Below are 25,149 nucleotides of genomic sequence, written 5' to 3' on the forward strand. Positions count from 1 at the left end.
GCGATGGAGCCCGCCCACCGGGCGCGTCCACACGTTCAGTCGGGAGTGAGATCACCAGATGGCCGTCATCGAGAAGCTGCTTCGCGCCGGCGAAGGCCGGACCCTGAAGAAGCTCCAGGGCATCGCCAAGCAGGTCAACGCCCTCGAGGCCGACTTCGAGAAGCTCACCGACGAGGAGCTGCGCGAGGAGACCAAGGGCTTCCGCGAGCGGCTCGACAACGGTGAGACCCTCGACATGCTGCTGCCGGAGGCCTTCGCGGCGGTCCGCGAGGCGAGCAAGCGGACCCTGGGCAAGCGGCACTTCGACGTGCAGCTCATGGGCGGGGCCGCCCTGCACATGGGCAACGTGGCCGAGATGAAGACCGGTGAGGGCAAGACCCTCGTCGCCACGCTCCCGAGCTACCTCAACGCACTCTCGGGCAAGGGCGTGCACGTCATCACGGTCAACGACTTCCTCGCCGAGTACCAGTCCGAGCTGATGGGCCGCGTGCACCGGGCGCTCGGCATGGAGACCGGCTGCATCCTGTCCTCGATGAACCCCGAGCAGCGCCGGGCCGAGTACGCCAAGGACATCACCTACGGCACCAACAACGAGTTCGGCTTCGACTACTTGCGCGACAACATGGCCTGGGACCCCTCGGAGCTGGTCCAGCGCGGCCACAACTTCTGCATCGTCGACGAGGTCGACTCGATCCTCATCGACGAGGCCCGCACGCCGCTCATCATCTCCGGCCCGGCCGACCTCGCGACGAAGTGGTACGTCGAGTTCGCGCGCATCGTCGCCCGCCTGAACCGCGGCGAAGACGGCCGCGGCGACTACGAGGTCGACGAGAAGAAGCGCACCGTCGGCGTGCTCGAGTCGGGCATCGCCCGCGTCGAGGACCTCCTCGGCATCGACAACCTCTACGACACGGTCAACACCCCGCTGATCGGCTACCTCAACAACGCCATCAAGGCCAAGGAGCTGTTCAAGAAGGACAAGGACTACGTCGTCATGAACGGCGAGATCCTCATCGTCGACGAGCACACCGGCCGCATGCTCCCGGGCCGCCGCTACAACGAGGGCATGCACCAGGCGATCGAGGCGAAGGAGGGCGTCGAGATCAAGAACGAGAACCAGACGCTCGCCACGATCACCCTGCAGAACTACTTCCGCATGTACGACAAGCTCTCCGGCATGACGGGCACCGCCCAGACCGAGGCGGCCGAGCTGAACTCGATCTACAAGCTCGGTGTCATCCCGATCCCGACGAACCGCCCGATGATCCGCAAGGACCAGCCGGACCTCGTCTACCGCACCGAGATCGCCAAGTTCGACGCCGTCGTCGACGACATCGCCGAGAAGCACGCCGTCGGCCAGCCCGTGCTCGTCGGCACGGTGTCCGTCGAGAAGAGCGAGTACCTCTCGCAGCAGCTGAAGAAGCGCGGCATCAAGCACGAGGTGCTCAACGCCAAGCAGCACGAGCGCGAGGCCGCGATCGTCGCCGAGGCCGGCCGCAAGGGCGCCGTGACCGTCGCGACCAACATGGCCGGTCGAGGCACCGACATCATGCTCGGCGGCAACTCCGAGTTCCGCGCCGTGGCCGAGCTGAAGAAGCGCGGTCTCGACCCGCACGAGACCCCGGAGGAGTACGAAGCCGCCTGGGACGAGGCCCTCGCCAAGGCCGAGCAGGAGGTCGCGGCCGAGCACGAGGAGGTCACCGCCCTCGGCGGGCTCTACGTCCTCGGCACCGAGCGCCACGAGTCGCGCCGCATCGACAACCAGCTGCGCGGCCGTTCCGGCCGTCAGGGCGACCCCGGCGAGTCACGCTTCTACCTCTCGCTCAACGACGACCTCATGCGCCTGTTCAACGCGGGCCTCGTCGATCGCTTCATGCAGACGGCCGGCATGGAGGACAACGTGCCGATCGAGTCCAAGATGGTGACGAACTCGATCCAGAAGGCCCAGGGCTCGGTCGAGGCGCAGAACTACGAGATCCGCAAGAACGTCCTCAAGTACGACGACGTCATGAACCGCCAGCGCCAGGTCATCTACGACGAGCGTCGCGCCGTGCTCATGGGCGAGGACCTGCACGAGCAGCTGCGGATGTTCGTCAACGACGTCGTGAACTCCTACGTCGACGCCGCGACCGGTGAGGGCTTCGCCGCCGACTGGGACCTCGAGAAGCTCTGGGACGCGATGCGCCAGGTCTACCCGGTCTCGCTCACCATCGAAGAGGTCGAGGACATGGCCGGCGGGCGGCAGGCCATCACGGCCGAGCTGCTGCGCGAGCAGCTGATGTCCGACGCGCACAACGCGTACGACCAGCGCGAGGAGTCGCTGGGCTCCGACACGATGCGCGAGGTCGAGCGCCGCGTGGTCCTCTCGGTGCTCGACCGCAAGTGGCGCGAGCACCTCTACGAGATGGACTACCTGCAGGAGGGCATCGGGCTGCGCGCGATGGCCCAGCGCGACCCGCTCATCGAGTACCAGCGCGAGGGCTTCCAGCTCTTCGAGGCGATGATGGAGGCCATCAAGGAGGAGTCGGTCTCGCACCTGTTCTCCGTCGAGGTGCAGGTGCCCGAGCCGGCGGCCGCTGCCGTGGGCGCCGCGCCGATGTCCGTCGGCGACCTCGTCGACGGTCTCGCAGCGCCGGTGCCGGACGACGCCACAGGCGCTGCTGCCGAGGCCGAGGTCGACGGGGCCCGCCAGCCGGTGGCCACCGGTGTCCGCGTCTCCGGCGTGGACCTCGACACTGACGGCCAGCGTTCCGGTGCGCTCCGCTACAGCGCGCCCGGCGAGGACGGTCGCGCCGTCGAGACCGGGGGACAGCAGACGGTCGAGCGCAAGGCCGACCGTCGCGGCAAGAAGGTCAAGCGCAAGCGCCGCTGACCCTGAAGGCACGAACGAGCCACGTCCCGGACACCGGCTGGTGTCCGGGACGTCGTTCGTTCGTGGAGGTTTGGTATGCCGTCGCCGGCGTCAGCGTGGCCGCGCGGCACCCGGGGCGGCTGGCGGCTCGGGAAGGGCCTCAGCCGATGGTGAGGGCGGTGACGAGCCAGCGGCCGTCGAGGCCCTCGAGCCGCAGCGCCAGCGCCCGGACCCGTCCGTGCGAGACGACGACCGCGCAGGCCTCGACGATGCCGTCGGCGGGCTCGCAGATCCGGACCCGGCGCACGACGGCGGGACGTCGGGCCCCGGGGATCCGGCGCCGCCCGGCGACCATCGCCTGGCGGGCGAGAACGGAGTAGACCGACGGGGCGGTGTGCCGGATCAGTTGCGGGGCCGGGCGCTGGCCGGACACGATCTCGACCACGGCCTGCGCCACGCGCCCGACGAACGCCGTCGGGTCGGGGAGCAGGCTGCTGCGCGTCGGCTGCCGGCCGAAGTCCTCGTCGTCACGGGCGCCGAAGAAGTCGAGGGCGAGGGCGTCCTGCGCGTAGGGCCGCTCCCCGTGCCACGCCTCGTCCGCGCTGATGATGCGCGGTGCGGTCTGCGGGATGCGCCGGACCGTGAAGGTGTCGCCGGCCGGTGAGACGCAGGTGGTGCTCGACGTGGATGCGGCCGATGTGGGGGCCTTCGTGGCAGTCGTGGCAGCCGTGGCAGCCGTGGCGCCTGACGGGCGTGCGGGGCTCATCGCCGGCCTCCCGTGGCTGCCGCGCCGACCACGCCTGGTGCCGCCGGACCGGCGTGCCGGCCCGGGGGCGGCCTGAGCTGCTGTCCCGGCACGAGCAGGTCCGGGTCGTCGCCGATGACGGCCCGGTTGGCTTCATACCACCGGGGCCACTCGTGGGCGACCTCGGTATCGGTGGCCCCGGTGCCCATGTGGCGGGCGGCGATCGACCAGAGAGAGTCGCCACGGCGCACCGTCACCAGCTCGTGGGTGGACGTCGCCGCGCGGGGTGCCGGGGCCAGCAGGCGTGGGCGGTCCGCGTCGTGCACCGGCGGGGGTGCGGACGGCAGGTAGCCGGGGCCGCGCGTCGGTGCGGGAGCGGACGTCGCGGGCGGCGGCGGGGCATCCAGACGCCGGGGGCCCGGCCGGTCGAGCGTCGGCAGGAACCCCGGGCCGTCGTCCACCCGAGCGCCAGCCACGGGCGTACCGGAGGCCTTCGCCCGAGGCGCCTCGGGAGCGGTGGGCGCGTAGCCCGGCAGCAGGCCGGCGCCCGCGTGCCCCGCGGCCGCACCTGCACCGTTCCGGCCGGCGTCGACCGACGCGGTGGACGCGTTCGCCATCGGAGCGGAAGGCAGCGCGCACGAGCCGACGGCCGCGCCCAGGGTGAAGGTCAACAGCCTCCGGACCGCCAGGGGCGTGACGCGCTCGGCCAGCCGTCCGGCCAGTCGGCCGGCGGCGCCGGGAAGCAGGGCCAGCGCCGCGAGCAGGGAGCCGAGGGCCAGCCAGCCGGCGAGGCCGGCTCCGAGCCACATGATCAGCAGGAGCAGCACGTCGTCGGCCCGTGCAGCCCCGCGGATCAACGGCGGTGCGTGCCGCGCGAGCGTGAGCAGCACCAGCAGAGCGGTGGCCCCGACGGCCGTGCCGAGCAGGCTCGCGGCCAGCTCCCGCGCCGCGCTGGTCCGAGTCCGGCGCGGCCGCAGGCCGGGTGCCGGGGGAGCCGGGATGGGCATCCGTGTCGCGTTCGTTCCCCTGTTCATGCCTCCATTCAATGCAGTTTGCTTGCGTTTGGTCAAGAGTGAGAGCGTTCGGCGATGCATTTTCGCGCCGAGAGCCGGTTCGACTGGCCGGTCGACGCCGGGACCGCAAGGGTGTGCTCATGCGCTGGGACCGCCTGTTCGAGGACCTCGAGGCCCAGCTCGGGCTGGAGGACGCCCGCGAGCTCAGCTCGGAGGTGGCCGACCGGACCCGGCGCGAGCGGGCCCTGCTGGATCTGCACACCCGACTGCTCGCCAACGTGGGCAGCGCGGGCGTCGCCCTGCGCCTTCCCGGGCGGGTCCTCGCCGGGAAGCTCGTGGACGTGGGCCCCGACTGGGCCCTGCTGGAGACCGCGCCGGAGCGCCCCGTGCTGGTCGCGCTCGGGGCGGTACGAGCCGTGAGTGGTCTGGGTCCGGGCGCTCGTACCGCCTCCGTCGTGGCGAAGCGGTTCGCGCTGGGCGCGGCGCTACGTGCGCTGAGCCGGGACCGCGCCGTCGTGGAGGTGGCCGACCTCGACGGCCGTCCGGCCACCGGCACGATCGACGTCGTCGGGGCCGACCACCTGGAGCTCGCGGAGCATGCTGCGGACGAGTCGAGACGTGCCGCCAACGTCACCGGCCGGCTGCTCGTGCCCTTCTGGTCGTTGGGCTCGGTGCGGCGGCTGTGAAGCGCGAGCCTGCAGCACCCGTGGCCGGGCCCGGGTGCGGCCGGCTACTCCTCGCCGGCGCCGCCGAACGGGTGGGCCTGCACGAACGACTTGGTCTCGGCGTACATCCGCTGGATGTAGTTCTCCAGCTCGGTGGCCTCGACGCGCCACTGCCCCCGGCCGCCGATCTTGATGGCGGGCAGCTCACCCGAGCGCACCAGGGCGTACGCCTGGGCCGAGGAGATGTTGAGGATCTCCGACACCTCGGCGAGCTGCAGGAACCTCTGGGCCACGTGAACTCCTTGTCTGCTGCCGTCGGCGACGGCCCGACCTCATTCGTACCCCGAGCAGGCGTCGAGCGACCCATGGGCCACCGTCGGGGGATGATGACCATCCTAAGGAGGCCAGGCGGGCAGCCTGCCGGGTTGTCCCCACCTGTGCGGCTGGGCGCGCGGTTCTGGCGCCCCTGATGCAGGATGGCTCCGCGACGTGCGGCCGAGCGGCCGGCGCCAGCCCATCACCGGCATGACCACAGGGGACCACATGACAGAGCTGGCTACTCCCAGCGCCAAACGCCTGCAACGACCGTCGTGGCGCGACAGCCGTCTCGTCGTCGGCGTGCTCCTCATCCTCGTCGCCGCGACGCTCGGCGCCAAGGCTGTGGCCAGCGCCGACGACCGCACCCCGATGTGGGTGGCCGCCGCCAACCTCGTCGCGGGCGACGCGGTCCAGGAGGCCTCCTTCGTGCGGGCGGACGTGCGGCTGGCCGACGGCATGGACAGCTACCTCTCCGCGAACGCACCCGCCCCGACCGGCTCCTTCATGCTGCGTGACGTGCGGGCCGGGGAGCTGATCCCGGTCTCGGCGGTCGGTGGGCCCGACGCCGTGGACGTCCAGCGGGTGACGGTCCGTGCCGACGCGATGTCCACCAACGGCCTCACCAAGGGCAGCCGCGTCGACGTGTTCGTCACGCCGAAGGCGCCGACGACGAGCGATGCCTCGCGGCCGGCCACGAAGAAGGTGCTCGACTCGGCGGCGGTGGCGGCGGTCCTCACGAGCTCGGCGGCGCTGAGCTCGGGGTCGACGACGTCCGTGCAGATCTACGTGCCGTCCAGCAAGGTCCAGCCCCTGGTCGAGGCGGTCGACGCCGACGCCAAGGTGACGCTGGTGCCCTCGGTGGGCGCCGTCTCCGGCGGTGGCGCGTGAGCGAGGTCCTGACGGCCCTGAGCCCCCAGTGGGAGTCCGGGGTCGCGACCACCCTCGAGGGACTGCGCGGCGTCTCCGTCACCCGCCGCTGCGCCGACGTCGCGGAGCTGCTCTCGGTGGCGGACGCCGGGGTGGGGGACACCGCCGTGGTCTCCTCCGACCTGCGGGGCCTCGACCTGGCCGTCGTCGACCGGCTCAGGGCCGACGGCATACACGTCGTGGGGGTGCACCCGGCCGACGACGAGGCCGCCGAGCGCCGCCTGCGCCAGCTGACGATCAGCGTGACGTTGCCCGTCGACGCTGCGGCCGACCGGTGGCAGCAGGCGCTCGAGGAGGGCGCGTTCACGACCGACGCCCTGGAGGCGGCCCTGGCGCCCCTCACGGGCGAGGGGGAGTCCCGCCCGGGTGACCCGGGCGCGGACGTGGCCGGTGAGCCCGTCGACGACGACACCACCGGCGCAGCCGGTTGGCGTCCGGCGGGGTCGCCCGAGTCCGACCACGTCGCCGCCGACGGCGAGCCGCGGTCCGGCGACGGCGATGCGGGCGCGCTCCTCGGGTCAGGCACCGACCGCCCCCGCGACGGTGGGCCGGGGCGCGCACCGGTCATCGCGGTGTGGGGACCGACAGGAGCGCCCGGGCGCACGACCGTCGCCACCACGCTCGCAGCCGAGCTCGCAGGTCGGGGCGTGCAGACGCTGCTCGTCGACGCCGACACCTACGGCGGCTGCGTCGCCCAGGCCCTCGGGCTGCTCGACGAGGCTCCCGGGATCGCCGCCGCCTGCCGCGCCGCCGACCAGGGCCTGCTCGACCTGCCGGCCCTCTCACGCATCGCCCCGCAGGTGGTGCCCGGCCTGCGGGTGCTCACCGGTTTGCCGAAGGCAGAGCGCTGGCCCGAGGTGCGGGCGGCCACGCTCGAGCGGGTGCTCGAGCTGAGCCGCTCCCTCGTGCGCGTCGTCGTCGTCGACTGCGGCTTCTGCCTCGAGGACGACGAGGAGCTCAGCTACGACACCGTGGCCCCGCGGCGCAACGAGGCGACGCTGACGTCGCTTGCCGCCTCCGACCTCGTGGTGGCCGTGGGCGGCGCCGATCCGGTCGCTCTCCAGCGCTTCGTCCGTGGTCTGCAGGAGCTCGGCACGGTGCCCTCGGGCAGCCCGGTCGCCGTCGTCAACCGGGTGCGCTCCAGCGCCGTCGGCTCTCGCCCCGAGTCCCGCATCGCCGACTCGCTGCAGCGCTTCGCCGGTCTCGGGTCGGTGCGCTTCGTGCCTGACGACCCGGCGACCCTGGACGGGGCGCTCCTCGCCGGACGCTCGGTCGTCGAGCACGCCCCGGACTCCCCGGTGCGCCGGGCTGTCGCCGACCTCGCCACCGGACTGCTGCCGTGGACGGCCTCCGGGGAGCGCCGCCAGCGCCGCGAGCGACGCCGGCGCGGGTCCCGGCTCGGGCGCCGCTCCTCCGCCGCGGTGGAGGCCTGACCCCCGGCGGGGGCCCCGAGCGCTAGCTGCTGAAGAGGATGGTCAGCCCGCCGAGGGTGTAGACGATCATGACGACCATCAGCGGGACCTGACCGATGACGGCCGCGCGCCGGTCGAGCACTGTGATCGCCCGCTCGTGGGCGGCGAAGACCCCGAGCACGTGGCCCACGACGATGCTCACCGCCTGGATGGTCGCGACCAGGGTCGGCTGGATCAGGGCGTCGTTCGGGGTGAGCCCCGCCGTGCCGAGCAGGTCTGCGCCGGTGCCGAGCGGGTCGGTCAGCAGGCGCCACGCGTACTGCCCCTGGTAGACCCACAGCGACCAGTAGTGCGCGACGAGGTAGCCGCCGGCGATCGGGATGAGCGAGGGCGCGATGTCGCTGACGAAGGAGAAGGAGCTCGAGAACGGCTCGCGGGCCAGGCGCAGCGACACCGCGGAGGCGAGCCAGAGCGTGACGGCGACGAGGGCGAAGAAGCCGAGCAGCGTCAGGGTCTTCAGCAGGGACGAGGGCAGCGGTGAGCTCTGCACGAAGGTCGCCCACCGCAGGTTGGCCGAGAAGCCGTCGTATGCCGTCCCGCCCAGCATGACCGCCACCGTCGCCACGAGACCACGCTGACCCCGCAGCGCGTTGACGCCGTGCAGGGGGGTGCGCACCACCCAGCGGCCGTCCGGGCGGCGTCCGAGCGGTGAGAGCAGCCCCAGCAGCCGCGACCACGCCTCGAAGGGGTCGGCGTGCTCGAACCACTCACGTCCGAAGACGGCGGCGCCGAGGACCGAGACGGCCAGGAAACCTCCGACCAGCAGGCGCAGGAAGCCGAGCGAGGTGTTGTCCTCGGCGACGAGCTCGACCCACGTGAAGGTCGCGAGGCCCAGCGCGGCCGGCCACAGACCCCAGCGGTAGGGCAGGACGGCGAGGTCGGCGGAGACCCTCGCGAGGCGCAGCAGACCGGAGTGCACGGCCCGCACGGGGTTGATCACGCGCCAGACGGGGCCCAGAAGCATGGAGGCGAACGCCAGGCCCACCCACAGCCACACGTAGACCACGTGCGGCACGGGGTTGCGCGCCGAGTCCGCCCCGAGGAAGAGGGCGGCGAGGGTCAAAAGGGTGAGGACACCGGCGAGGACCCGGGCGACCACCCGCAGCCAGCGGGAGTCGAGCACCGCCGCGACCCGACGGGGCACGAGCAGCCCGTCGGTGTCGCGCAGTCGCGGTTCACGCCAGAGGGTGCCGAGGGCGACGAAGGAGATGACGAGCACCGCGACGGCGGAGACGACGAGCGCGGTGAACGGTAGCGGCAGGTCGCTGCGGCTGCCCACCCCGTGGGCCGGAAGCACCGTGGGAAGCAGCATGCTCAACGCACGGCGACGGTCAACAGGGTCAGCGCAGGCTCGTGCGTCTCGACCTCGTAGACGCCCGGCTCCTTGCCGGTCAGGCGCAGCGTCGTCGCGGTGCCCGCCTTAAGCGGCGTCTCGACGTCGAACCCGTGGGCGTGCAGCTCGTCGTCGTGGTCGCTCGTCACCGACAGCTCGAGCGTCGAGCCGACGGGCAGGTCGACCTGCGCCGGGGCCGGCGTCACCGTCGTGCCGGTGACCTGCACCGACAGTCGCCGGACGCTGCCGGACGTAGCGACGCTGCCCGCCGCCCCCGCGGAGGGCTGCGGGCTGGCCGAGGAGCACGCAGCCGCACCGACCAGCGCAAGGACGCACACGGCATACGGCAGGGGACGAATCGCTCGCATGGCCCCCGATCCTAGGCAGGGGCGTCTGGCAGAGTGTCACCATGTCCGACCGCCTGACCTCGCTCGACGCGTCGTTCCTCTACCTCGAGGAGTCCACCACGTCGATGCACGTCGGGTCGGTCATGGTCTTCCAGCCGCCGCGCGAGGGCTTCGACTACGACCAGCTGGTCCACATCATCGAGAGCCGCATCGGCGCGATCCCGCGCTTCCGCCAGAAGGTGCGCGACGTGCCGGGCCGCATCGCCAACCCGGTGTGGGTCGACGACGAGGCCTTCGACATGGGCTACCACGTGCGCCGGGCCGGGCTGCCCCGGCCGGGCAGCGACCGGCAGCTGCAGGACTTCGTGGCGCGGGTCCAGCCGCGCAAGCTCGACCGCACCCGGCCGCTGTGGGAGGTCTACCTCGTGGAGGGCCTGCACGACGGACGGTTCGCCATCGTCACGAAGACCCACCACGCCCTCATCGACGGGGTCAACGCCCTCGACATCGCGCACGTCATCGTCGACTCCGTCAAGGGCGGTGACCTCGACGAGGCCGTCCTGCCGTGGCAGCCCAGCCGGCCGCCGTCATCGGTCGAGCTCGTCGCCGGGGCGGTCGTCGACGCCGTGCGGCGGCCCACCCAGGTCGTCGACCTCGTGCGGGGCGGCCTCAACGACGCCCTCAACGTCGGGCTGCGTGCCGTCGAGTCCGCGGGGCAGGTGCTCTCCACCGTGGCGCGCACGGCCGCGCGGCCGGCACCCGACTCGCCGCTCAACGCCGAGATCGGCTCGGCCCGCAGGTGGGTCATGGTGGCCACCGACCTCGAGGACTACCGTCTCGTGCGCAAGCGGCTGGCCCGTGGGGCGTACGCCGAGGACGTCACGATCAACGACGTCGTCCTCGCGACGATCGCCGGCGGCCTGCGCTCGTGGCTGCTCGGCAGGGGCGAGGCGGTGAGCCCGCACACGACCGTCCGCGCCATGGTGCCGGTCAGCATCTATGGCGACGACCCGGCCGGCATGTACGCCAACCAGGTGATGGCCTGCGTGGTCAACCTGCCCGTCGGTGAGCCGGGGGCGTCGATGCGCCTGCACCAGATCGCCTTCGCCATGCGCCAGCAGATGGAGGGCGGCCAGGCCGTCGGCGCCACCTCGCTCGCCAACCTCGCCGGCTTCGCGCCGCCGACTTTGCACGCCCTGGGCGCCCGGCTGGGGTCGGCGATGTCGCGCCGGCTCTACAACGTCATGATCACCAATGTGCCGGGCCCCCAGACCCCGCTCTACGCAGGGGAGGCCGAGATGCTGTCGACCTACCCGGTCACCCCGCTGGCCAAGGGCCAGGCGCTGTCGATCGGCATCACCTCCTACAACGGCGGCGTCTACTTCGGCCTCAACGCCGACCGTGACGCCATGCCCGACGTCGACGTGCTCGGCCAGTCCATCGTCGAGTCGCTGGCCGAGCTGGCCAGCGGGAGGGAGTCCTGATGCCCGTCGTGCGCGTCTACGTGCCGCTGGGCCGGGCGGGCCTCGAGGAGCTCGCCGGCACCGGTGCCCTCGCCGCGGGGCCGGGGTCCCCGAGGATCGCGTATGCCGTCACGTCCCGTCTCGAGCGACTCGCCCCCGGTCTCGACCTCGAGGACCTCGAGTACGCCGCCTTCAGCGATGCCGTGACGGCTGCCGCCGAGCTGCGCGCGGCTCCGTCGGACCGCCGCGTCGTCGCCTCGGCCGACGCCGACGCGTCCTGGGTCGCGCCCCGGGAGGACGCGCCGGTCTCCAAGGTGCTTCTGACACAACCGGTTCCACTCGCGCGCGTCGCCTCTTTCCACATCGACGAGGAGGGGCCGGCCGGGTTCGACGAGGAGGCCGACGAGCTGCTCTGGTATGACGTGACCGAGCTCGACGACGTGCGCTCCTTCTTCGGCTGAGGACGCTCAGACCGTGGCCGACGACGAGGTGGTCGCCCTCTACGATGCGGCCGGCGCGGTGGTGGGGTCGGCGCCGCGTTCCGTCATGAGGTCACGCAACCTCAGGCATGCGGCATCGTCCGTGGTGGTGCGTGACCCGATGGGGCGCATCTACGTGCACCGGCGGACCCCGACCAAGGACGTCTACCCTGGACTGCTCGACTTCGCAGCCGGCGGAGTGGTCCTTGCGGGGGAGGACCCTGCGGTCGGCGCCGTCCGCGAGGTCGAGGAGGAGCTCGGGGTGCACGGCGTCCCCCTCGAGCCACTCGGCGTCACGCACTACGCCGACGAGCGCACGGACTACCTCGCGGTGCGCTTCGTCACGACGTGGGACGGGGCGATCCGGTGGCAGCCGGAGGAGGTGTCCTGGGGTGAGTGGGTCACCGTGGAGGAGCTCGTGCGCCGCCTCGACGAGCAGCCGTCGGCCTTCGTCCCCGACAGCGTGGCGGTGTGGTCCGAGACGATCCGCTCCTGGCGCCTCGACCGGGTGCCCCTGCAGCAGGGGTGGGACAGCGTGACGACCCTCGTCGAAGGGCGCTGGGTGGACCGGGTGGCCAGACGTCCCGACGGCGAGAGGGCCCTGCTCACGGAGGTGGCCCTGCTGGCCCGACTGGCTGACAGCCTCCCGCTCGAGGTGCCGCGCCCGACGGTGATGGAGCGGCACCCGGTACGCGTGAGGCACACCCGGGTCGACGGCGCCGCGGTCGACCCGCTCGCGCTCACGGCCGAGGACGGCTGGGTCTTCGCCTCCTTCCTCTCCGCGTTGCACGCCACGCCGCTGCGGGTGGCTGCGGAGGCCGGCTGTCCAACGGCGGACGACGACGAGCGCGTCCGGGCTGCACAGCTGTCGCGCTTCCGGCAGGTGGTCCTGCCTCGGCTGCCCGACTCGATGGTGCCGGTCGGGGAGCAGCTGCTGCGCCGTGTCGGGACAGTCAGCTGGCAGGTGCTCTGCCACGGCGACCTGGTGGCCGAGCACCTGCTCGCGCGCGACGGTCGCGTGCACGCTGTCATCGACTGGGGCGATGCACGGGTGACCGATCCCGCGCTCGACCTGGCGTGGGCGCTGAACGCCACCACTCCGGGCTTCGCCCGCGCCGTGGTCGAGGGGGTCGATGTGGACGCGGAGCTGGGCGCCCGGTCGCGCGACCGGTGGGCGCTGGCGCCCTGGTACGAGGCGGAGCGGGCCGCAGGCGACGCGGCGCACGACGCGTCAGGCACCGCGGTGCTCGACGCCGCCCTCGACGCCGTCGCCGACCGGCTCACCTGGTGGCGCGCGGGCTGAGCGTCTTACGTGGTGGTCGGATCGGGCCGGCGCCGCTGCCTCCCTTGTTACGGTGCGTGAATGGACTTCACCGCCGACGAGTACGCGCGCCGCGACGCCGACCGCATCCGCGAGATCCTCTCGGGCCCGCCGGTCACCTGGGTCTTCCTCGGCGACAGCATCACGCAGGGCGTCAAGCACACCCACGGCCACCGCGGCTACGTCGAGCACTTCACCGAGCGCGTACGCGGTGAGCTGGGTCGGCTGGGTGACGCCGTCGTCAACTCCGGCGTCTCCGGCGCGACGACCGAGGACCTGCTCCCCGAGTTCCACTGGCGCGCAGGGCGTTTCGCGCCCGACGTCGTGTTCGTGCTGTTCGGCACGAACGACATGGTCGCCGGCGAGGACGGCGTGCGCGGGTTCCGCTACCGCCTCGACCAGATCGTCCAGCGATCGCGTGACGTCGGCGCCACCGTGGTCCTCCAGACGCCGCCACCCGTCCTCGACGAGGGGCAGCGCAACCCGCACCTGCTCGGGCTCTACGCCCAGGCGGTCCGCGAGGTCGCGGACGACCTGGGCGTGCTGCTCGTCGACCACCTGGCCGCCTGGCAGGCGGCCGCCACGGACGCCAGGGCGCAGCACGCGCCGGAGGGGTGGCTCGACGACGCCTTCCACCCGGGCGCCCGGGGGCACCACGAGATGGTGCTCACGCTGCTGGCGGCCGTCGGCCTCCTCGACCCCGCCAGCGCCGTCTGCTCCCTCACCGTCGACGAGGGCATCGGCGCCAGCGCCTGAGGGCAGCGATCCCCGCACCGGGTCAGGGGCGGATCAGGGTCGGCTCAGGGCCGTCCCGGGCAGCGGAACCGGCCCAGCCGGGGCCACGATGGAGTCATGACGCACCCCATCCCGAACCCGTACGGCCAGTCGCTCACCCCATCGAGCGAGGAGCGCACCTGGGCAGTCCTCGGCCACCTCGCCGCCCTCATCGCCGCGGTCATCTCGGTGGGCTGGCTCAGCTTCGTGGGCCCGCTCGTGATCTGGGCCATCTACAAGGACCGCAGCGCGTTCGTGCGCCAGGCGGCGGCCGGGTCCTTCAACTTCAACCTCGCCGTGTGGGCCGCCATCATCGTCGGCTGGCTCATGTTCTTCACGCTGCTGCTGATCCCGCTCGCCATCATCGTCTGGATCGTCGCGGTGGGCGCTGGGCTCTGGTTCCACATCCGGGCCGCCATGGCCGCCAACCGGGGCGAGTCCTACCGCTACCCCTGGAGCATCCCGGTCCTGCACTGACACTCGCCCCGCCGCGGACGGTAGGGGAGGCATGGAACGATGGGGTGGTCCGCCCACGAGGCGGGCCACCCCGGCCTGTCGGGCGCCGACCGCACCGACCAACGGGCCGACCGACCGTGCCGAACAGCAGGAGAGACTTGATGGATGCCGTGACCCACGTGCCCGCACCGGCCAACGAGCCGGTGCTCGACTACGCCCCGGGCTCGCCCGAGCGAGCAGCGCTGGAGGCCGCCCTGGTCGAGCTGGGCTCAAGCCAGCGGGAGCTGCCGCACACGATCGACGGCAAGCGGGTCACCGGTTCCGGCGCCGAGATCGCGGTGCGCCAGCCGCACGCCCACGCCAAGGTGCTCGGCACGCTGCGCAACGCCACCGTCGAGGAGGGCCAGGCCGCGGTCGACGCCGCCAAGGCCGCCGCCCCGATGTGGCGCGAGCTCTCCTTCGACGACCGTGCTGCGATCCTGCTGAAGGCTGCCGAGCTGCTCTCCGGCCCGTGGCGCGCCCGCCTCAACGCGGCGACGATGCTGGGTCAGTCCAAGACGGCCTACCAGGCCGAGATCGACGCGGCGTGCGAGCTCATCGACTTCTGGCGCATCAACGTCCACTTCGGCCGCCAGATCCTCGAGCAGCAGCCGCCGCTCAACGCCAAGGGCATCTGGAACCGCTCGGACTACCGCTCGCTCGAGGGCTTCGTCTACGCGATCACGCCGTTCAACTTCACCGCCATCGCGGGGAACCTGCCGACAGCCCCAGCGCTGATGGGCAATACCGTCGTGTGGAAGCCGAGCCCCACCCAGCAGCTCGCCGCGCAGCTGACGATGGAGCTGCTCGAGGAGGTCGGCATGCCGCCGGGCGTCATCAACCTCGTGACCGGCGACGGCATCGAGGTCAGCAAGGCGGCGCTGGCCGACGAGGACCTCGCCGGCATCCACTTCACCGGCTCCACGCCCACGTTCAAGCACCTCTGGCAGCAGGTCGGCGCCAACCTCGACCGCTACCGCACCTATCCGCGCCTCGTCGGCGAGACCGGTGGCAAGGACTTCATCCTCGCCCACCCGAGCGCCGACCCGGCCGTGCTGCGCACCGCGATGATCCGGGGCGCCTTCGAGTTCCAGGGCCAGAAGTGCTCGGCCGCCTCCCGCGCCTACGTCCCGGCCTCGGTGTGGCGCCAGATCAAGGAGGACCTCGTCGACATCACCAACGGCCTCACGCAGGGCGATGTCACCGACCTGTCGAACTTCATGGGTGCCGTCATCGACGAGCGGGCCTTCGCCAAGCACAAGGACGCCATCGACCGGGCCCACGCGACGGGCGGCATCGATGTCATCGCCGGCGGCACCTACGACGACTCCGTCGGCTGGTTCGTGCGCCCGACGGTGCTCGAGGTCAAGGACGCCGGCGACGAGTCGTTCCGCACCGAGTACTTCGGCCCGATCCTGTCGGTCCACGTCTTCGAGGACGCCGACTACGACGCGGTGCTCGACCAGATGGAGCGCTTCGCGCCGTACGGCCTGACCGGGTCGATCATCGCCCAGGACCGCCGGGCCATCGCCGACGCCACGAAGCGGCTGCGCTTCGCCGCCGGCAACTTCTACGTCAACGACAAGCCCACCGGTGCCGTCGTCGGTCAGCAGCCGTTCGGTGGTGGCCGCGCGTCGGGCACCAACGACAAGGCCGGCGCCGCCCAGAACCTGCTGCGCTGGACGAGCGTGCGCTCCATCAAGGAGACCTTCGTGCCGCCGACGAACCACACCTACCCGCACATGGGCTGACGCCGGCTCCGGTACGGCATGCGCCACGGGCCCGACTCCCGCAGGGGAGTCGGGCCCGTTGCTCGTGTGGTGCGCCGGCTCAGGCGTGCTCGGCGATCCACTCGGTCCCGGTGCGGCGCTCGGCCCGGATCGCGTCCACGACCGCCGGTGCGGCGGCCTTCTCGACCTTGCTGCCGAAGAGCGGGATCGAGGCCTTGAGGTCGCCGTCGACGGTGATCGAGGTGCCGCCCGCCGCCGGCGCGAGGCGGATGGTCGACCGCATGGCGACCGGTGCTCCGGCCACCTCGACGGTGAGCGTGCCGGAGCGTGACCCGTCGGCGGCCGCAGCGCCCCACTCGTAGGTCTCGGTCACCGAGAGCGTCGGGCCCACGATCGACTTCGCGAAGTCGGGCAGCCCGTCGGCGGGCAGGTCACGCCGCGTCACCACGCGTGTCCCCTCGCCCGCCGGGGAGACGGCCACCTCGTGCTTCTGGGCGCCGGCCTCGACGCACTTGCGCTCCTGGAAGGCCTTGTCGGTGACCATGGCGTAGACGGTCTCGGGCGGCGCGGCATACGTCATCGTCTCGGAGATCTTCATGGCGGACACGCTATTGCACGCGCCGCTGCCGCTCCCCGCCGAGGACGTATGCCGTGTGCCTGCGTGCCGCTGCCGCGCGGGTCAGGTGCCCGACCGGGACCGGTCCGACAGCGCGGCGAGCGTGGAGCCGGACTGCTCGAGCTCGCGGCGCAGCCGTGCGAGCTCGCGCGAGCGCACGGCCGTGACCCGGTTGAGCAGCTCCTGCAGGCGCTCGCGCTCGGCGAGCCGCTTACTCGGCTCGACGCGGCTCGGGCCGGAACGCTCGACGACGAGCTGGCCGTCGACGACGAGGTCGAAACGGGCCAGCGCCGGCTCCAGCTCGCGGATCCGGGCGGCGGACTCGACGGCCGTCGTGGTCCAGCCCTGCAGCAGGCCCCCGACCCGGTCGAGCTCGGTGGCGGCCCGCATCACCAGGTCGCGCTCCCGTCCGGTGGGGTCGGTGGGGTGGGCGAGGTCGGCGGGCTCGCTGGACGACCCACGGCCACTGCGTCCGGTGCGCGCGCCGCGCCGCGCCGCCGCCTCGAGGTCGACGACGAGGTCGGCGAGGCGGCCGGCGTGGCTGCGCAGGGCACCACCCAGGGCCGAGGTGGATGCCGGGTCGCCGGCGGAGGGGCCCGTCACGCGCGGCTCACCCCGCGGGGGTCGTGCTGGTCCGTCCGGACGGCTGCCGCCCCGAGGCACTCGAGGAGGCGCTCCTCGAGTGCCTCGGAGAGCGCCGCCAGCGTGTCGGCAGCCTGCTCGACCCACGCGTCGAGGGCGCGCTGCGTGGGCAGGTCGCCGACGTCGGGCACGTGCGTCAGCAGCTCCTGCGAGAGCGCTCGTGCTGTCGAGCGACCCGACGCGAGCGCCCGGAGCGTCGCGGGATCCGCCGCGCCCGTCCCCGGGATCCCGTCGTCCATGGCACCACTCTAGGCACTGCAGCACCGCGGACCGGTGAGTTCTCCACCGGGTGGGCGGGGCCCGAGGGGACGGCGATAGGCTCACATCGTGAGATGCGCGGCACGACGAGGTGCCGCCGCACGGGCCGCACGGTGAGGAATCCGACAACCGCATGTCAGCGTCACTCGAACAGTCTCGGATCGACGTCATCAAGGCCGCTGCCGACGCAGTGGCACCAGCCCCGAGGCGGGGCCGGGGACGGTCAGGGGGGACCGCCGCAGCCGACGTGGAGGAGTTCCTCCGGGCGTACTACCGCCTCGTCGCCACGGAGGACCTGCTGGCGCGGCCGACCCGGGAGCTGGCGACCATCGCGACCGAGCACCGCGCCTTCGCGCAGCAGCGCCAGCTCGGCACCTTCAACGTGCGGGTGTTCAACCCGACGGCCGAGGACGACGGCTGGTCGACCACGCACACCGTGGTGCAGATCGTCGTCGACGACATGCCCTTCCTCGTCGACTCCGTCGTGGGAGCGCTCGGCGGCTTCGACCGCGGCGTCCACCTGATCGTCCACCCCCAGATGACGGTGTCGCGCACCGTCACCGGGGAGCTGAGGTCGGTCGTCACCGACGGCTCCACGACCACCGCGTCGAGCACCGAGGGACTCGTGCGCGAGTCCTGGATGCACCTCGAGATCGACCGCCTGCCGGCCGATGCTCTGCCCGAGGTCGAGACGCGCCTGCGCCACGTGCTCGAGAACGTCCGCGACTCCGTCGAGGACTGGCCCAAGATGCGGGCGCACGCCCTGACCATCGCGAGCGAGCTGCGCGCCGCCACCCCGCCCGGGACCGACCCGTACCACGCGCGCGAGGCCGCCCGGTTCCTCGAGTGGCTGGCCCACAACAACTTCACCTTCCTCGGCTACCGCGAGTACTCGCTCAAGCACGAGGACGGCAAGGACGTCTCGCGCCAGGTGCCCGGCACGGGCCTCGGCCTGCTGCGCTACGACCGGCCCGCGGCCGCCAAGGGGCTGGTGCTCACGCCGGCCGCCAGCCGGGCGGCCCGCGACTCGAGCATCCTGATCATCACCAAGGCCAACTCGCGCGCGACGGTGCACCGGGACGTCTACCTCGACTACATCTCGATCAAGACGTTCGACGCCCGCGGCGAGTGCGTCGGCGAGCAGCGCTTCCTCGGGCTCTACGCCTCGGCGGCCTACAACGACACCATCCACGACATCCCGCTGCTCGACGTCCGCGCCCAGGAGGTGCTGCGGCTGACCGGCCTGTCCGCCGACAGCCACTCCGGCAAGGACATCCTGCAGATCCTCGAGAGCTACCCCCGCGACGAGCTCTTCCAGACGTCCGCGGCGCAGCTGGCCGAGATCGCCACGAGCGTGCTGCACCTGCAGGAGCGTCGCAAGACCAAGCTGTTCCTGCGCCGCGACGAGTTCGGCCGCTTCGTCTCCTGCCTGGTCTACCTCCCGCGCGACCGCTACAACACGACGGTGCGCCTGCGCATCGAGGCGATCCTGCTCGAGGCCTTCGGCGGGGAGAACATCGACAACACGACGCGCGTCAGCGAGTCGACGCTCGCCCGGCTGCACTTCGTCGTCCGTATGCCGTCCGGCACCGACATCCCGGACGTCGACGAGGTGGCGCTCGAGCGGCGCGTCATCGACGCGACCCGCACCTGGGACGAGGACCTCTCCGAGGCGCTCGGCCAGGCACGCGGGCTCGAGGGCGCCGCGAGGACGATGGCGGCCTACGCCAAGGCCCTGCCCGAGGCGTACAAGGAGGACTTCGACGTCGCCACGGCCGTCGACGACCTCGACCGCATCGACGCGCTCGGCGACGGCGACCTCACCACCGGGCTGCACCTCTACGACGACCCCGCCTCCGACAACCCGCGCGAGCGGCGGTTCAAGCTCTACCGGCGCGCCGACCTGTCGCTGACCCAGGTGCTGCCGCTCTTCACCCACCTCGGGGTCGAGGTCACCGACGAGCGGCCCTACGAGGTCCGCGGTCCGGTCGGCCGCACGCTGCACATCTTCGACTTCGGCCTGTGCGCCGACGCCAGCGCGTGGGGCTCGGGCGACCCGGCCACCGAGGACGACGTCCGCAGCCGCTTCGAGGAGGCCTTCCGCGCCGTCTGGGACGGCCGCGCCGAGTCCGACGGCTTCAACGCGCTCGTGCTGGCCGCGGGCCTGACCTGGCGCCAGGTGGTCATCCTGCGCACCGTGGCCAAGTACCTCCGGCAGACCGGCTCGACCTTCTCGCAGGACTACGTCGAGTCGGCCCTGGCAGCCAACACCGGCATCGCCCGCAGCCTCGTCGAGCTCTTCGAGGCACGCTTCGACCCCGACGCCTTTCCCGACACCGACGCCGGCCGCGACAAGCGCGCCGTGCGACAGAAGAAGGTCGTCGGGCGCATCACCGAGGCCCTCGACGAGGTCGCCAGCCTCGACCACGACCGCATCGTCCGGGCCCTGCTCGGCGTGATCCTGGCCAGCCTCCGCACCAACTTCTACCAGCCCGACGCGAACGGCCAGGACAAGCCGTACGTCTCGCTCAAGCTCAACCCGAAGAAGGTGCCGGACCTGCCGGCGCCCCGCCCGATGTACGAGATCTGGGTCTACAGCCCCCGCGTCGAGGGCGTGCACCTGCGCTTCGGCAAGGTCGCCCGCGGTGGCCTGCGCTGGTCCGACCGGCGCGAGGACTTCCGCACCGAGATCCTCGGCCTGGTCAAGGCCCAGATGGTCAAGAACGCCGTCATCGTGCCGACCGGCAGCAAGGGCGGCTTCTACGCCAAGCAGCTGCCCGACCCGGCGCTCGACCGCGCGGCCTGGATGGACGAGGGCATCGCCTCGTACAAGCTGTTCATCTCCGGCCTGCTCGACCTGACCGACAACCTCGTGGCGGGCGAGGCCGTGCCGCCGCACCGCGTCGTGCGCCACGACGAGGACGACACCTACCTCGTCGTCGCCGCCGACAAGGGCACCGCGAAGTTCTCCGACATCGCCAACGGGCTGTCGGCCGACTACGGCTTCTGGCTCGACGACGCGTTCGCCTCAGGCGGGTCCGCGGGCTACGACCACAAGGGCATGGGCATCACCGCCCGGGGCGCGTGGGAGTCGGTCAAGAGGCACTTCCGCGAGCTCGACCTGGACACGCAGACGCAGGAGTTCACCGTCGTCGGCGTCGGTGACATGAGCGGCGACGTCTTCGGCAACGGGATGCTCCTGTCGGAGCACATCCGCCTCGTCGCGGCCTTCGACCACCGCCACATCTTCGTCGACCCCGACCCCGACGCCGCGACGTCCTACGCCGAGCGCCGGCGGATGTTCGAGCTGCCGGGCTCGTCGTGGGCCGACTACGACGAGAAGCTGATCAGCAAGGGCGGCGGCGTCTTCGCGCGCTCGGCCAAGTCGGTGCCGGTCAGCCTGCAGATGGCCAGCGCCCTCGGCCTGCGCCACGGCACGAAGAGCATGACGCCGGCCGAGCTGATGAAGGCGATCCTGCTGGCGCCGGTCGACCTGCTCTGGAACGGCGGCATCGGCACCTACGTCAAGGCCACCGCCGAGACCAACTCCGAGATCGGCGACCGCGCCAACGACGCGATCCGCGTCAACGGCAGCGACCTGCGCTGCCGGGTGGTCGGCGAGGGTGGCAACCTCGGCGCCAGCCAGCTCGGTCGCATCGAGGCGGCCCTGGCCGGGGTGCGGATCAACACCGACGCCATCGACAACAGCGCCGGCGTCGACACCTCCGACCACGAGGTCAACATCAAGATCCTGCTCACGGAGCTGACCCGCTCGGGCGAGCTGACGATGAAGCGCCGCAACAACCTGCTCGCCTCGATGACCGACGAGGTCGCCGAGCAGGTGCTGCGCGACAACTACGAGCAGAACGTCCTGCTCGGCAACGCCCGCGCCCAGCAGCACGAGATGCTCGGCGTGCACGAGCGGCTCATCCAGTTCCTCGAGGCCCACGGCGACCTCGACCGCTCGCTGGAGTTCCTGCCGAGCGACTCGGAGATCGCGCGACGCCAGAAGACCGGCCTGGGCCTGTCCTCCCCGGAGTTCTCGGTGCTCGTCGCCTACGCGAAGCTCTACCTGAAGAACCAGCTCATCACGACCTCGCTGCCCGACGACCCGTGGTTCGAGACGACGCTCGCCGAGTACTTCCCCAAGCCGCTGCGGGGCAAGTACGCCGAGCAGATCGCGGCCCACCCACTGCGTCGCGAGATCATCACCAACGCGGTCGCCAACTCGATGGTCAACCGCGGCGGCATCACGTTCGCGTACCGGGCCGGTGAGGAGACCGGCGCGACCCCCGAGCAGGTCGCGCGCGCGTACGTCGTCTGCCGTGAGGTGTTCGACCTGGCGGGCTTCGTGCGCCGTGTCGAGGCCACCGACAACCTCGTCAGCACGACGGCCCAGACGGCGCTCTACCTCGAGTTCCGCCGCCTCGTCGACCGCTCGGTGCGGTGGTTCCTGTCCTCGCGGCCGGCCGAGCTCGACATCGCGGCCGAGGTGGCGCGCTTCCGTCCGGGCGTGCAGGCCTTCGCCGGCCGGATCGCCGAGCTGCTCCAGGGCAGCGAGCGGACCCGTCTCGAGCGTCGCGTCCACGAGCTCGAGGGCAAGGGGGTGCCCGAGGAGCTGGCGACCGTCGCAGCCTCCCTGCTCGACTGCTACTCGCTGCTCGACTGCATCGAGATCGCCGAGGACACGGGCGAGAAGCTCGAGGACGTCGTGCACGTCTACTTCCTGACATCCGACACCTTCTCGATCGACGCCATGCTCGGCCGGGTCACGGCCCTGCCGCGCGACGACCGGTGGGACGCCATGGCCCGCGGGGCCCTGCGCGACGACCTGTATGCCGTCCTCGAGACCCTGACGCGCTCGGTGCTCGAGGTGAGCAACCGGCGCCACGACGCCGCCGCTCGCCTCGCCGAGTGGTCCGACCTCAACGCCGACGCCCTCGGCCGCGCCCGTAGCGCGCTCGGTGGCATCGAGCGGATGAGCCACGCGGGCATCGCCGCCCTGTCCGTCGCGCTGCGCACGCTGCGCACCGTGACGAAGCCGGCAGCCTCCGGGCAGCCCGCGGCCGTGGAACTCGAGGCGAGCCCCAACGGTGCCGTCACCACGGGCACGCGTCCGCGAGGAGCAGCGACGAAGGCGTCCCCGAAGGGATCGGGCAAGGCATCGGGCAAGGCAACGGGCAAGGCAACGGGCAAGCCGCCGGCCACGGCGGCCAAGGGCCGCAGCAGCGCTCCGGTGGACCCCGCCGACGACGACGACGTCGCCGCCGACGGCCGGGGCGAGGCCGCAGCCGTCCCCACCGCAGGCGGCAACGGGTCCGAGGCGGTGACGCCGGAGACGAAGCAGGCGGCGCGGGAGTCGGCCGCGCGCATCGCGGCCGAGTCGCACAGCTGACCTCGGGTCGCCCGGCACCTCCTCACCGGGCACGTCGTCGAGCGCCCCGCCGCCTCCGTCCGTCGGAGGTCGCGGGGCGCTCCCGTGCCCGGCCCGGGTGCGGTCCCGGGCGGGGGAGCGGCCTTCACTAGGCTCGGGGCGTGGCAACCCTGAGCGAGCTCCTGCGCGGGCGCACGACGCTGCCCGACCACGACATCGAGTGGCTGCAGCTGCTCGTCGGGGACTGGCAGCTCGTCGCCGACCTGTCCTTCGCCGACCTCGTGCTCTGGGTGCGCTCCACGAGCGAGCGGTGGGAGGCGGTCGCCCACGTGCGCCCGACCACCGGTCAGCTCGTCTTCGTCGAGGACCAGGTCGGTCGGGTCGCGGACGAGGGACGCACGCGCGACCTGCTCTCCGAGGCCGCCGACGAGCAGCGGATCCTGCGCGTACGCCACGTCGTCGTGACGCACGAGCAGGCACCCGACCAGTCGGTGCGCGAGGAGTACATCCCCGTGGTGCGCGGCGGCCACGTCGTCGCGGTCATGACGCGACACACCAACCTCTGGACCACTCGCACACCCAGCCGGCTGGAGCTGACCTACCTGGCCACCGCCGATGCCCTCTGCCGCATGGTCACCGGGGGCGAGTTCCCGCACAGTGGGGCCCCAACCGGGCTGCGGCGCGGAGCCCCACGCGTCGGCGACGGCGTCATCCGGCTCGACGTCGACGGGATCGTCACCTACGCCAGCCCGAACGCCGTCTCCGCCCTGCACCGTCTGGGGCACCTCGGCGAGGTCGTCGGGGCCAGCCTGGCCCAGATCGTCACCGACAACGTGCGCGAGTCCTACCCCGTCGACGAGGGGCTGCCCCTCGTGGTGACCGGCCGCCAGCCCTGGCGCACCGAGGTCGTCGCGGGCGGGACCACCGTGTCGATGCGGGCGATCCCCCTGACCGAGGCCGGCCAGCGCTTCGGCGCCATCGTGCTGATGCGCGACGTCGGTGAGCTGCGCCGGCGCGAGCGGGAGCTGATGACCAAGGACGCGACGATCCGCGAGATCCACCACCGCGTCAAGAACAACCTGCAGTCGGTCGCGGCGCTGCTGCGCCTGCAGGCCCGTCGCCTGCCCGAGGGCGACGCCCGGGCGGCGCTCGCCGAGGCCGAGCGGCGCGTGGGCACGATCGCAATGGTCCACGACCAGCTGAGCCAGGGCTTCGACGAGACCGTCGACTTCGACCCGATCGCCCAGCGCGGACTGGGGGCCGTCGTGGAGGTCTCCGCCAACGGTGCACCGGTGCACACCGTGACCCACGGCTCCTTCGGACGCCTTCGGGCCGAGGATGCCACCTCGCTCGCGATGATCCTCAGCGAACTGGTGCAGAACGCCATCGAGCACGGGCTCGGCGACGCCGGGGGAGAGGTGCGCATCGCGATCGAGCGCCTGGCCGACGACCGTGGCCAGCCGATGCTCGCGGTCTCCGTGGAGGACGACGGCAAGGGCATCGACCCTGCTCGACGACCGGGGTCGGGCCTCGGCACCCAGATCGTCCAGTCGCTCGTGGCCGACCTGCAGGGGCGGATCAGCTGGGAGGGCGTCGTGCCGCACGGCACGAGGGCCCGCTTCACCGCGAGCCTGCGCCCGGTCACCTGAGCGGCGCCACGGCATACGCAGGCAGCCAAAAGCCCGGCGACCGTGTGGTCACCGGGCTCGCGGACGGTGGTCGTTCAGGCCTCGTGCGGCAGGGTCCCGCTCGCGTCAGCCGGCGCGGCGGGCCCGAGCGTTGCGGCGCTTGAGGGCGCGGCGCTCGTCCTCGGAGAGTCCACCCCAGACGCCGGCGTCCTGGCCGGTCTCGATGGCCCACTTGAGGCAGGTGTCGATGACGGGGCAGGTCCGGCACACGGCCTTCGCCTCCTCGATCTGGAGGATGGCGGGTCCGGTGTTACCGATGGGGAAGAACAGCTCCGGGTCGGCCTCCAAGCAGGCAGCGCGGTCGCGCCAATCCATGTGGATCGTGCTCCTTCATGTATGTCGTGTTCGAGCACCGACGCCCGGGTGTCGGTCGTGGTGCATGTGATCGGGCGCCAGCGTCGTTGTCGGAGCCTGTCATGGTGTCGTCGTGCGGGGGATCCCCCTGACCAACGGAAACGCGCACGAAGATGTTCCGTACGCGTCGTGGTCCATGACCCGGTGCGTGCAGTGCCCATCTCCCCTGCTGAACGCACGGGCGCCGACCACACCAAGGTCCTACTCTATCGGCCAACGGCCGCCAGTTCCAGACTCCCGGGCCTCGCGGCGGGCGTGGCGGCCACCGTGCAGCCGTCCGCGAC

At 72.2% G+C, this 25,149-nt stretch carries 21 protein-coding genes; 12 read left to right on the top strand and 9 right to left on the bottom strand.

The window, feature by feature from the left end:
- The first annotated feature begins 58 nt into the window (after positions 1-58).
- The gene (gene secA, locus AB0316_RS10910) at positions 59-2,872 is read left to right on the top strand and encodes a preprotein translocase subunit SecA (protein WP_366273036.1); all 2,814 of its coding nucleotides are present in this window, start codon (positions 59-61) and stop codon (positions 2,870-2,872) included.
- Positions 2,873-3,011: 139 nt separating this feature from the next.
- Here the strand turns inward: secA and AB0316_RS10915 are convergent, their stop codons facing one another.
- Positions 3,012-3,617, bottom strand: coding sequence for an Rv3235 family protein (locus tag AB0316_RS10915; protein ID WP_366273037.1), 606 nt, complete (start codon positions 3,615-3,617; stop codon positions 3,012-3,014).
- Positions 3,614-4,630 carry a LysM peptidoglycan-binding domain-containing protein gene (locus AB0316_RS10920; protein WP_366273038.1) on the bottom strand — a complete coding sequence of 339 codons (1,017 nt, stop codon included), beginning with the start codon at positions 4,628-4,630 and terminating at the stop codon, positions 3,614-3,616. Before AB0316_RS10920 ends, AB0316_RS10915 begins: the two co-directional genes overlap by 4 nt.
- Before the next feature lie 119 nt (positions 4,631-4,749).
- On the opposite strand from AB0316_RS10920, the gene AB0316_RS10925 reads away from it, so the two are divergent.
- Positions 4,750-5,295, top strand: a complete 546-nt coding sequence (locus AB0316_RS10925) for a hypothetical protein (RefSeq protein WP_366273039.1) — start codon at positions 4,750-4,752, stop codon at positions 5,293-5,295.
- A 44-nt stretch (positions 5,296-5,339) separates the two neighbouring features.
- Here the strand turns inward: AB0316_RS10925 and AB0316_RS10930 are convergent, their stop codons facing one another.
- Entirely contained in the window at positions 5,340-5,567 is a 228-nt protein-coding gene (locus AB0316_RS10930; RefSeq protein ID WP_142184595.1) for a helix-turn-helix domain-containing protein, read from the bottom strand.
- Positions 5,568-5,817: 250 nt separating this feature from the next.
- Between AB0316_RS10930 and AB0316_RS10935 the strand changes: the two genes are divergently transcribed.
- A complete protein-coding gene (locus AB0316_RS10935) occupies positions 5,818-6,480 on the top strand; it encodes a hypothetical protein (protein ID WP_366273040.1) in 663 nt (220 codons plus the stop codon).
- Positions 6,477-7,952, top strand: coding sequence for a hypothetical protein (locus AB0316_RS10940; RefSeq protein ID WP_366273041.1), 1,476 nt, complete (start codon positions 6,477-6,479; stop codon positions 7,950-7,952). The genes AB0316_RS10935 and AB0316_RS10940 overlap by 4 nt, the downstream gene beginning before the upstream one ends.
- A gap of 22 nt (positions 7,953-7,974) precedes the next feature.
- Here the strand turns inward: AB0316_RS10940 and AB0316_RS10945 are convergent, their stop codons facing one another.
- Positions 7,975-9,303, bottom strand: coding sequence for a hypothetical protein (locus AB0316_RS10945; RefSeq protein ID WP_366273042.1), 1,329 nt, complete (start codon positions 9,301-9,303; stop codon positions 7,975-7,977).
- Between the two features lie 2 nt (positions 9,304-9,305).
- Complete coding sequence (locus AB0316_RS10950) at positions 9,306-9,692, bottom strand: hypothetical protein (RefSeq protein ID WP_366273043.1); 387 nt, start codon at positions 9,690-9,692, stop codon at positions 9,306-9,308.
- A 41-nt stretch (positions 9,693-9,733) separates the two neighbouring features.
- Here AB0316_RS10950 and AB0316_RS10955 point away from each other — a divergent pair, with 41 nt between their 5' ends.
- From AB0316_RS10955 to pruA, 6 genes are all read left to right on the top strand, one after another.
- The gene (locus AB0316_RS10955) at positions 9,734-11,155 is read left to right on the top strand and encodes a wax ester/triacylglycerol synthase family O-acyltransferase (RefSeq protein WP_366273044.1); all 1,422 of its coding nucleotides are present in this window, start codon (positions 9,734-9,736) and stop codon (positions 11,153-11,155) included.
- Positions 11,155-11,595, top strand: coding sequence for a hypothetical protein (locus AB0316_RS10960; protein WP_366273045.1), 441 nt, complete (start codon positions 11,155-11,157; stop codon positions 11,593-11,595). Before AB0316_RS10955 ends, AB0316_RS10960 begins: the two co-directional genes overlap by 1 nt.
- 13 nt (positions 11,596-11,608) lie before the next feature.
- Positions 11,609-12,916 carry a phosphotransferase gene (locus tag AB0316_RS10965; protein WP_366273046.1) on the top strand — a complete coding sequence of 436 codons (1,308 nt, stop codon included), beginning with the start codon at positions 11,609-11,611 and terminating at the stop codon, positions 12,914-12,916.
- Positions 12,917-12,976: 60 nt separating this feature from the next.
- Complete coding sequence (locus tag AB0316_RS10970; protein WP_366273047.1) at positions 12,977-13,690, top strand: SGNH/GDSL hydrolase family protein; 714 nt, start codon at positions 12,977-12,979, stop codon at positions 13,688-13,690.
- A gap of 96 nt (positions 13,691-13,786) precedes the next feature.
- A complete protein-coding gene (locus tag AB0316_RS10975; RefSeq protein ID WP_366273048.1) occupies positions 13,787-14,185 on the top strand; it encodes a DUF4870 domain-containing protein in 399 nt (132 codons plus the stop codon).
- A gap of 140 nt (positions 14,186-14,325) precedes the next feature.
- Positions 14,326-15,954, top strand: coding sequence for an L-glutamate gamma-semialdehyde dehydrogenase (gene pruA, locus AB0316_RS10980; RefSeq protein ID WP_366273049.1), 1,629 nt, complete (start codon positions 14,326-14,328; stop codon positions 15,952-15,954).
- A 79-nt stretch (positions 15,955-16,033) separates the two neighbouring features.
- Here the strand turns inward: pruA and AB0316_RS10985 are convergent, their stop codons facing one another.
- The 3 genes from AB0316_RS10985 to AB0316_RS10995 form a co-directional block, all read right to left on the bottom strand.
- A complete protein-coding gene (locus tag AB0316_RS10985; RefSeq protein WP_366273050.1) occupies positions 16,034-16,531 on the bottom strand; it encodes a DUF2505 domain-containing protein in 498 nt (165 codons plus the stop codon).
- Between the two features lie 81 nt (positions 16,532-16,612).
- The gene (locus AB0316_RS10990; protein ID WP_366273051.1) at positions 16,613-17,152 is read right to left on the bottom strand and encodes a hypothetical protein; all 540 of its coding nucleotides are present in this window, start codon (positions 17,150-17,152) and stop codon (positions 16,613-16,615) included.
- Positions 17,149-17,430, bottom strand: coding sequence for a hypothetical protein (locus AB0316_RS10995; protein ID WP_366273052.1), 282 nt, complete (start codon positions 17,428-17,430; stop codon positions 17,149-17,151). The genes AB0316_RS10990 and AB0316_RS10995 overlap by 4 nt, the downstream gene beginning before the upstream one ends.
- Positions 17,431-17,582: 152 nt before the next feature.
- Between AB0316_RS10995 and AB0316_RS11000 the strand changes: the two genes are divergently transcribed.
- Positions 17,583-22,844: an NAD-glutamate dehydrogenase gene (locus tag AB0316_RS11000; RefSeq protein WP_366273053.1), complete on the top strand. Its 5,262-nt coding sequence runs from the start codon at positions 17,583-17,585 to the stop codon at positions 22,842-22,844.
- 140 nt (positions 22,845-22,984) lie between these two features.
- Positions 22,985-24,472 carry a histidine kinase N-terminal domain-containing protein gene (locus tag AB0316_RS11005; RefSeq protein WP_366273054.1) on the top strand — a complete coding sequence of 496 codons (1,488 nt, stop codon included), beginning with the start codon at positions 22,985-22,987 and terminating at the stop codon, positions 24,470-24,472.
- A gap of 105 nt (positions 24,473-24,577) precedes the next feature.
- Here AB0316_RS11005 and AB0316_RS11010 read toward each other — a convergent pair whose 3' ends face one another.
- Complete coding sequence (locus AB0316_RS11010; protein WP_366273055.1) at positions 24,578-24,826, bottom strand: WhiB family transcriptional regulator; 249 nt, start codon at positions 24,824-24,826, stop codon at positions 24,578-24,580.
- Positions 24,827-25,149 lie beyond the last annotated feature (323 nt).

The organism is Terrabacter sp. NPDC080008, assembly GCF_040702505.1.
Classification (GTDB): Bacteria; Actinomycetota; Actinomycetes; order Actinomycetales; family Dermatophilaceae; genus Terrabacter.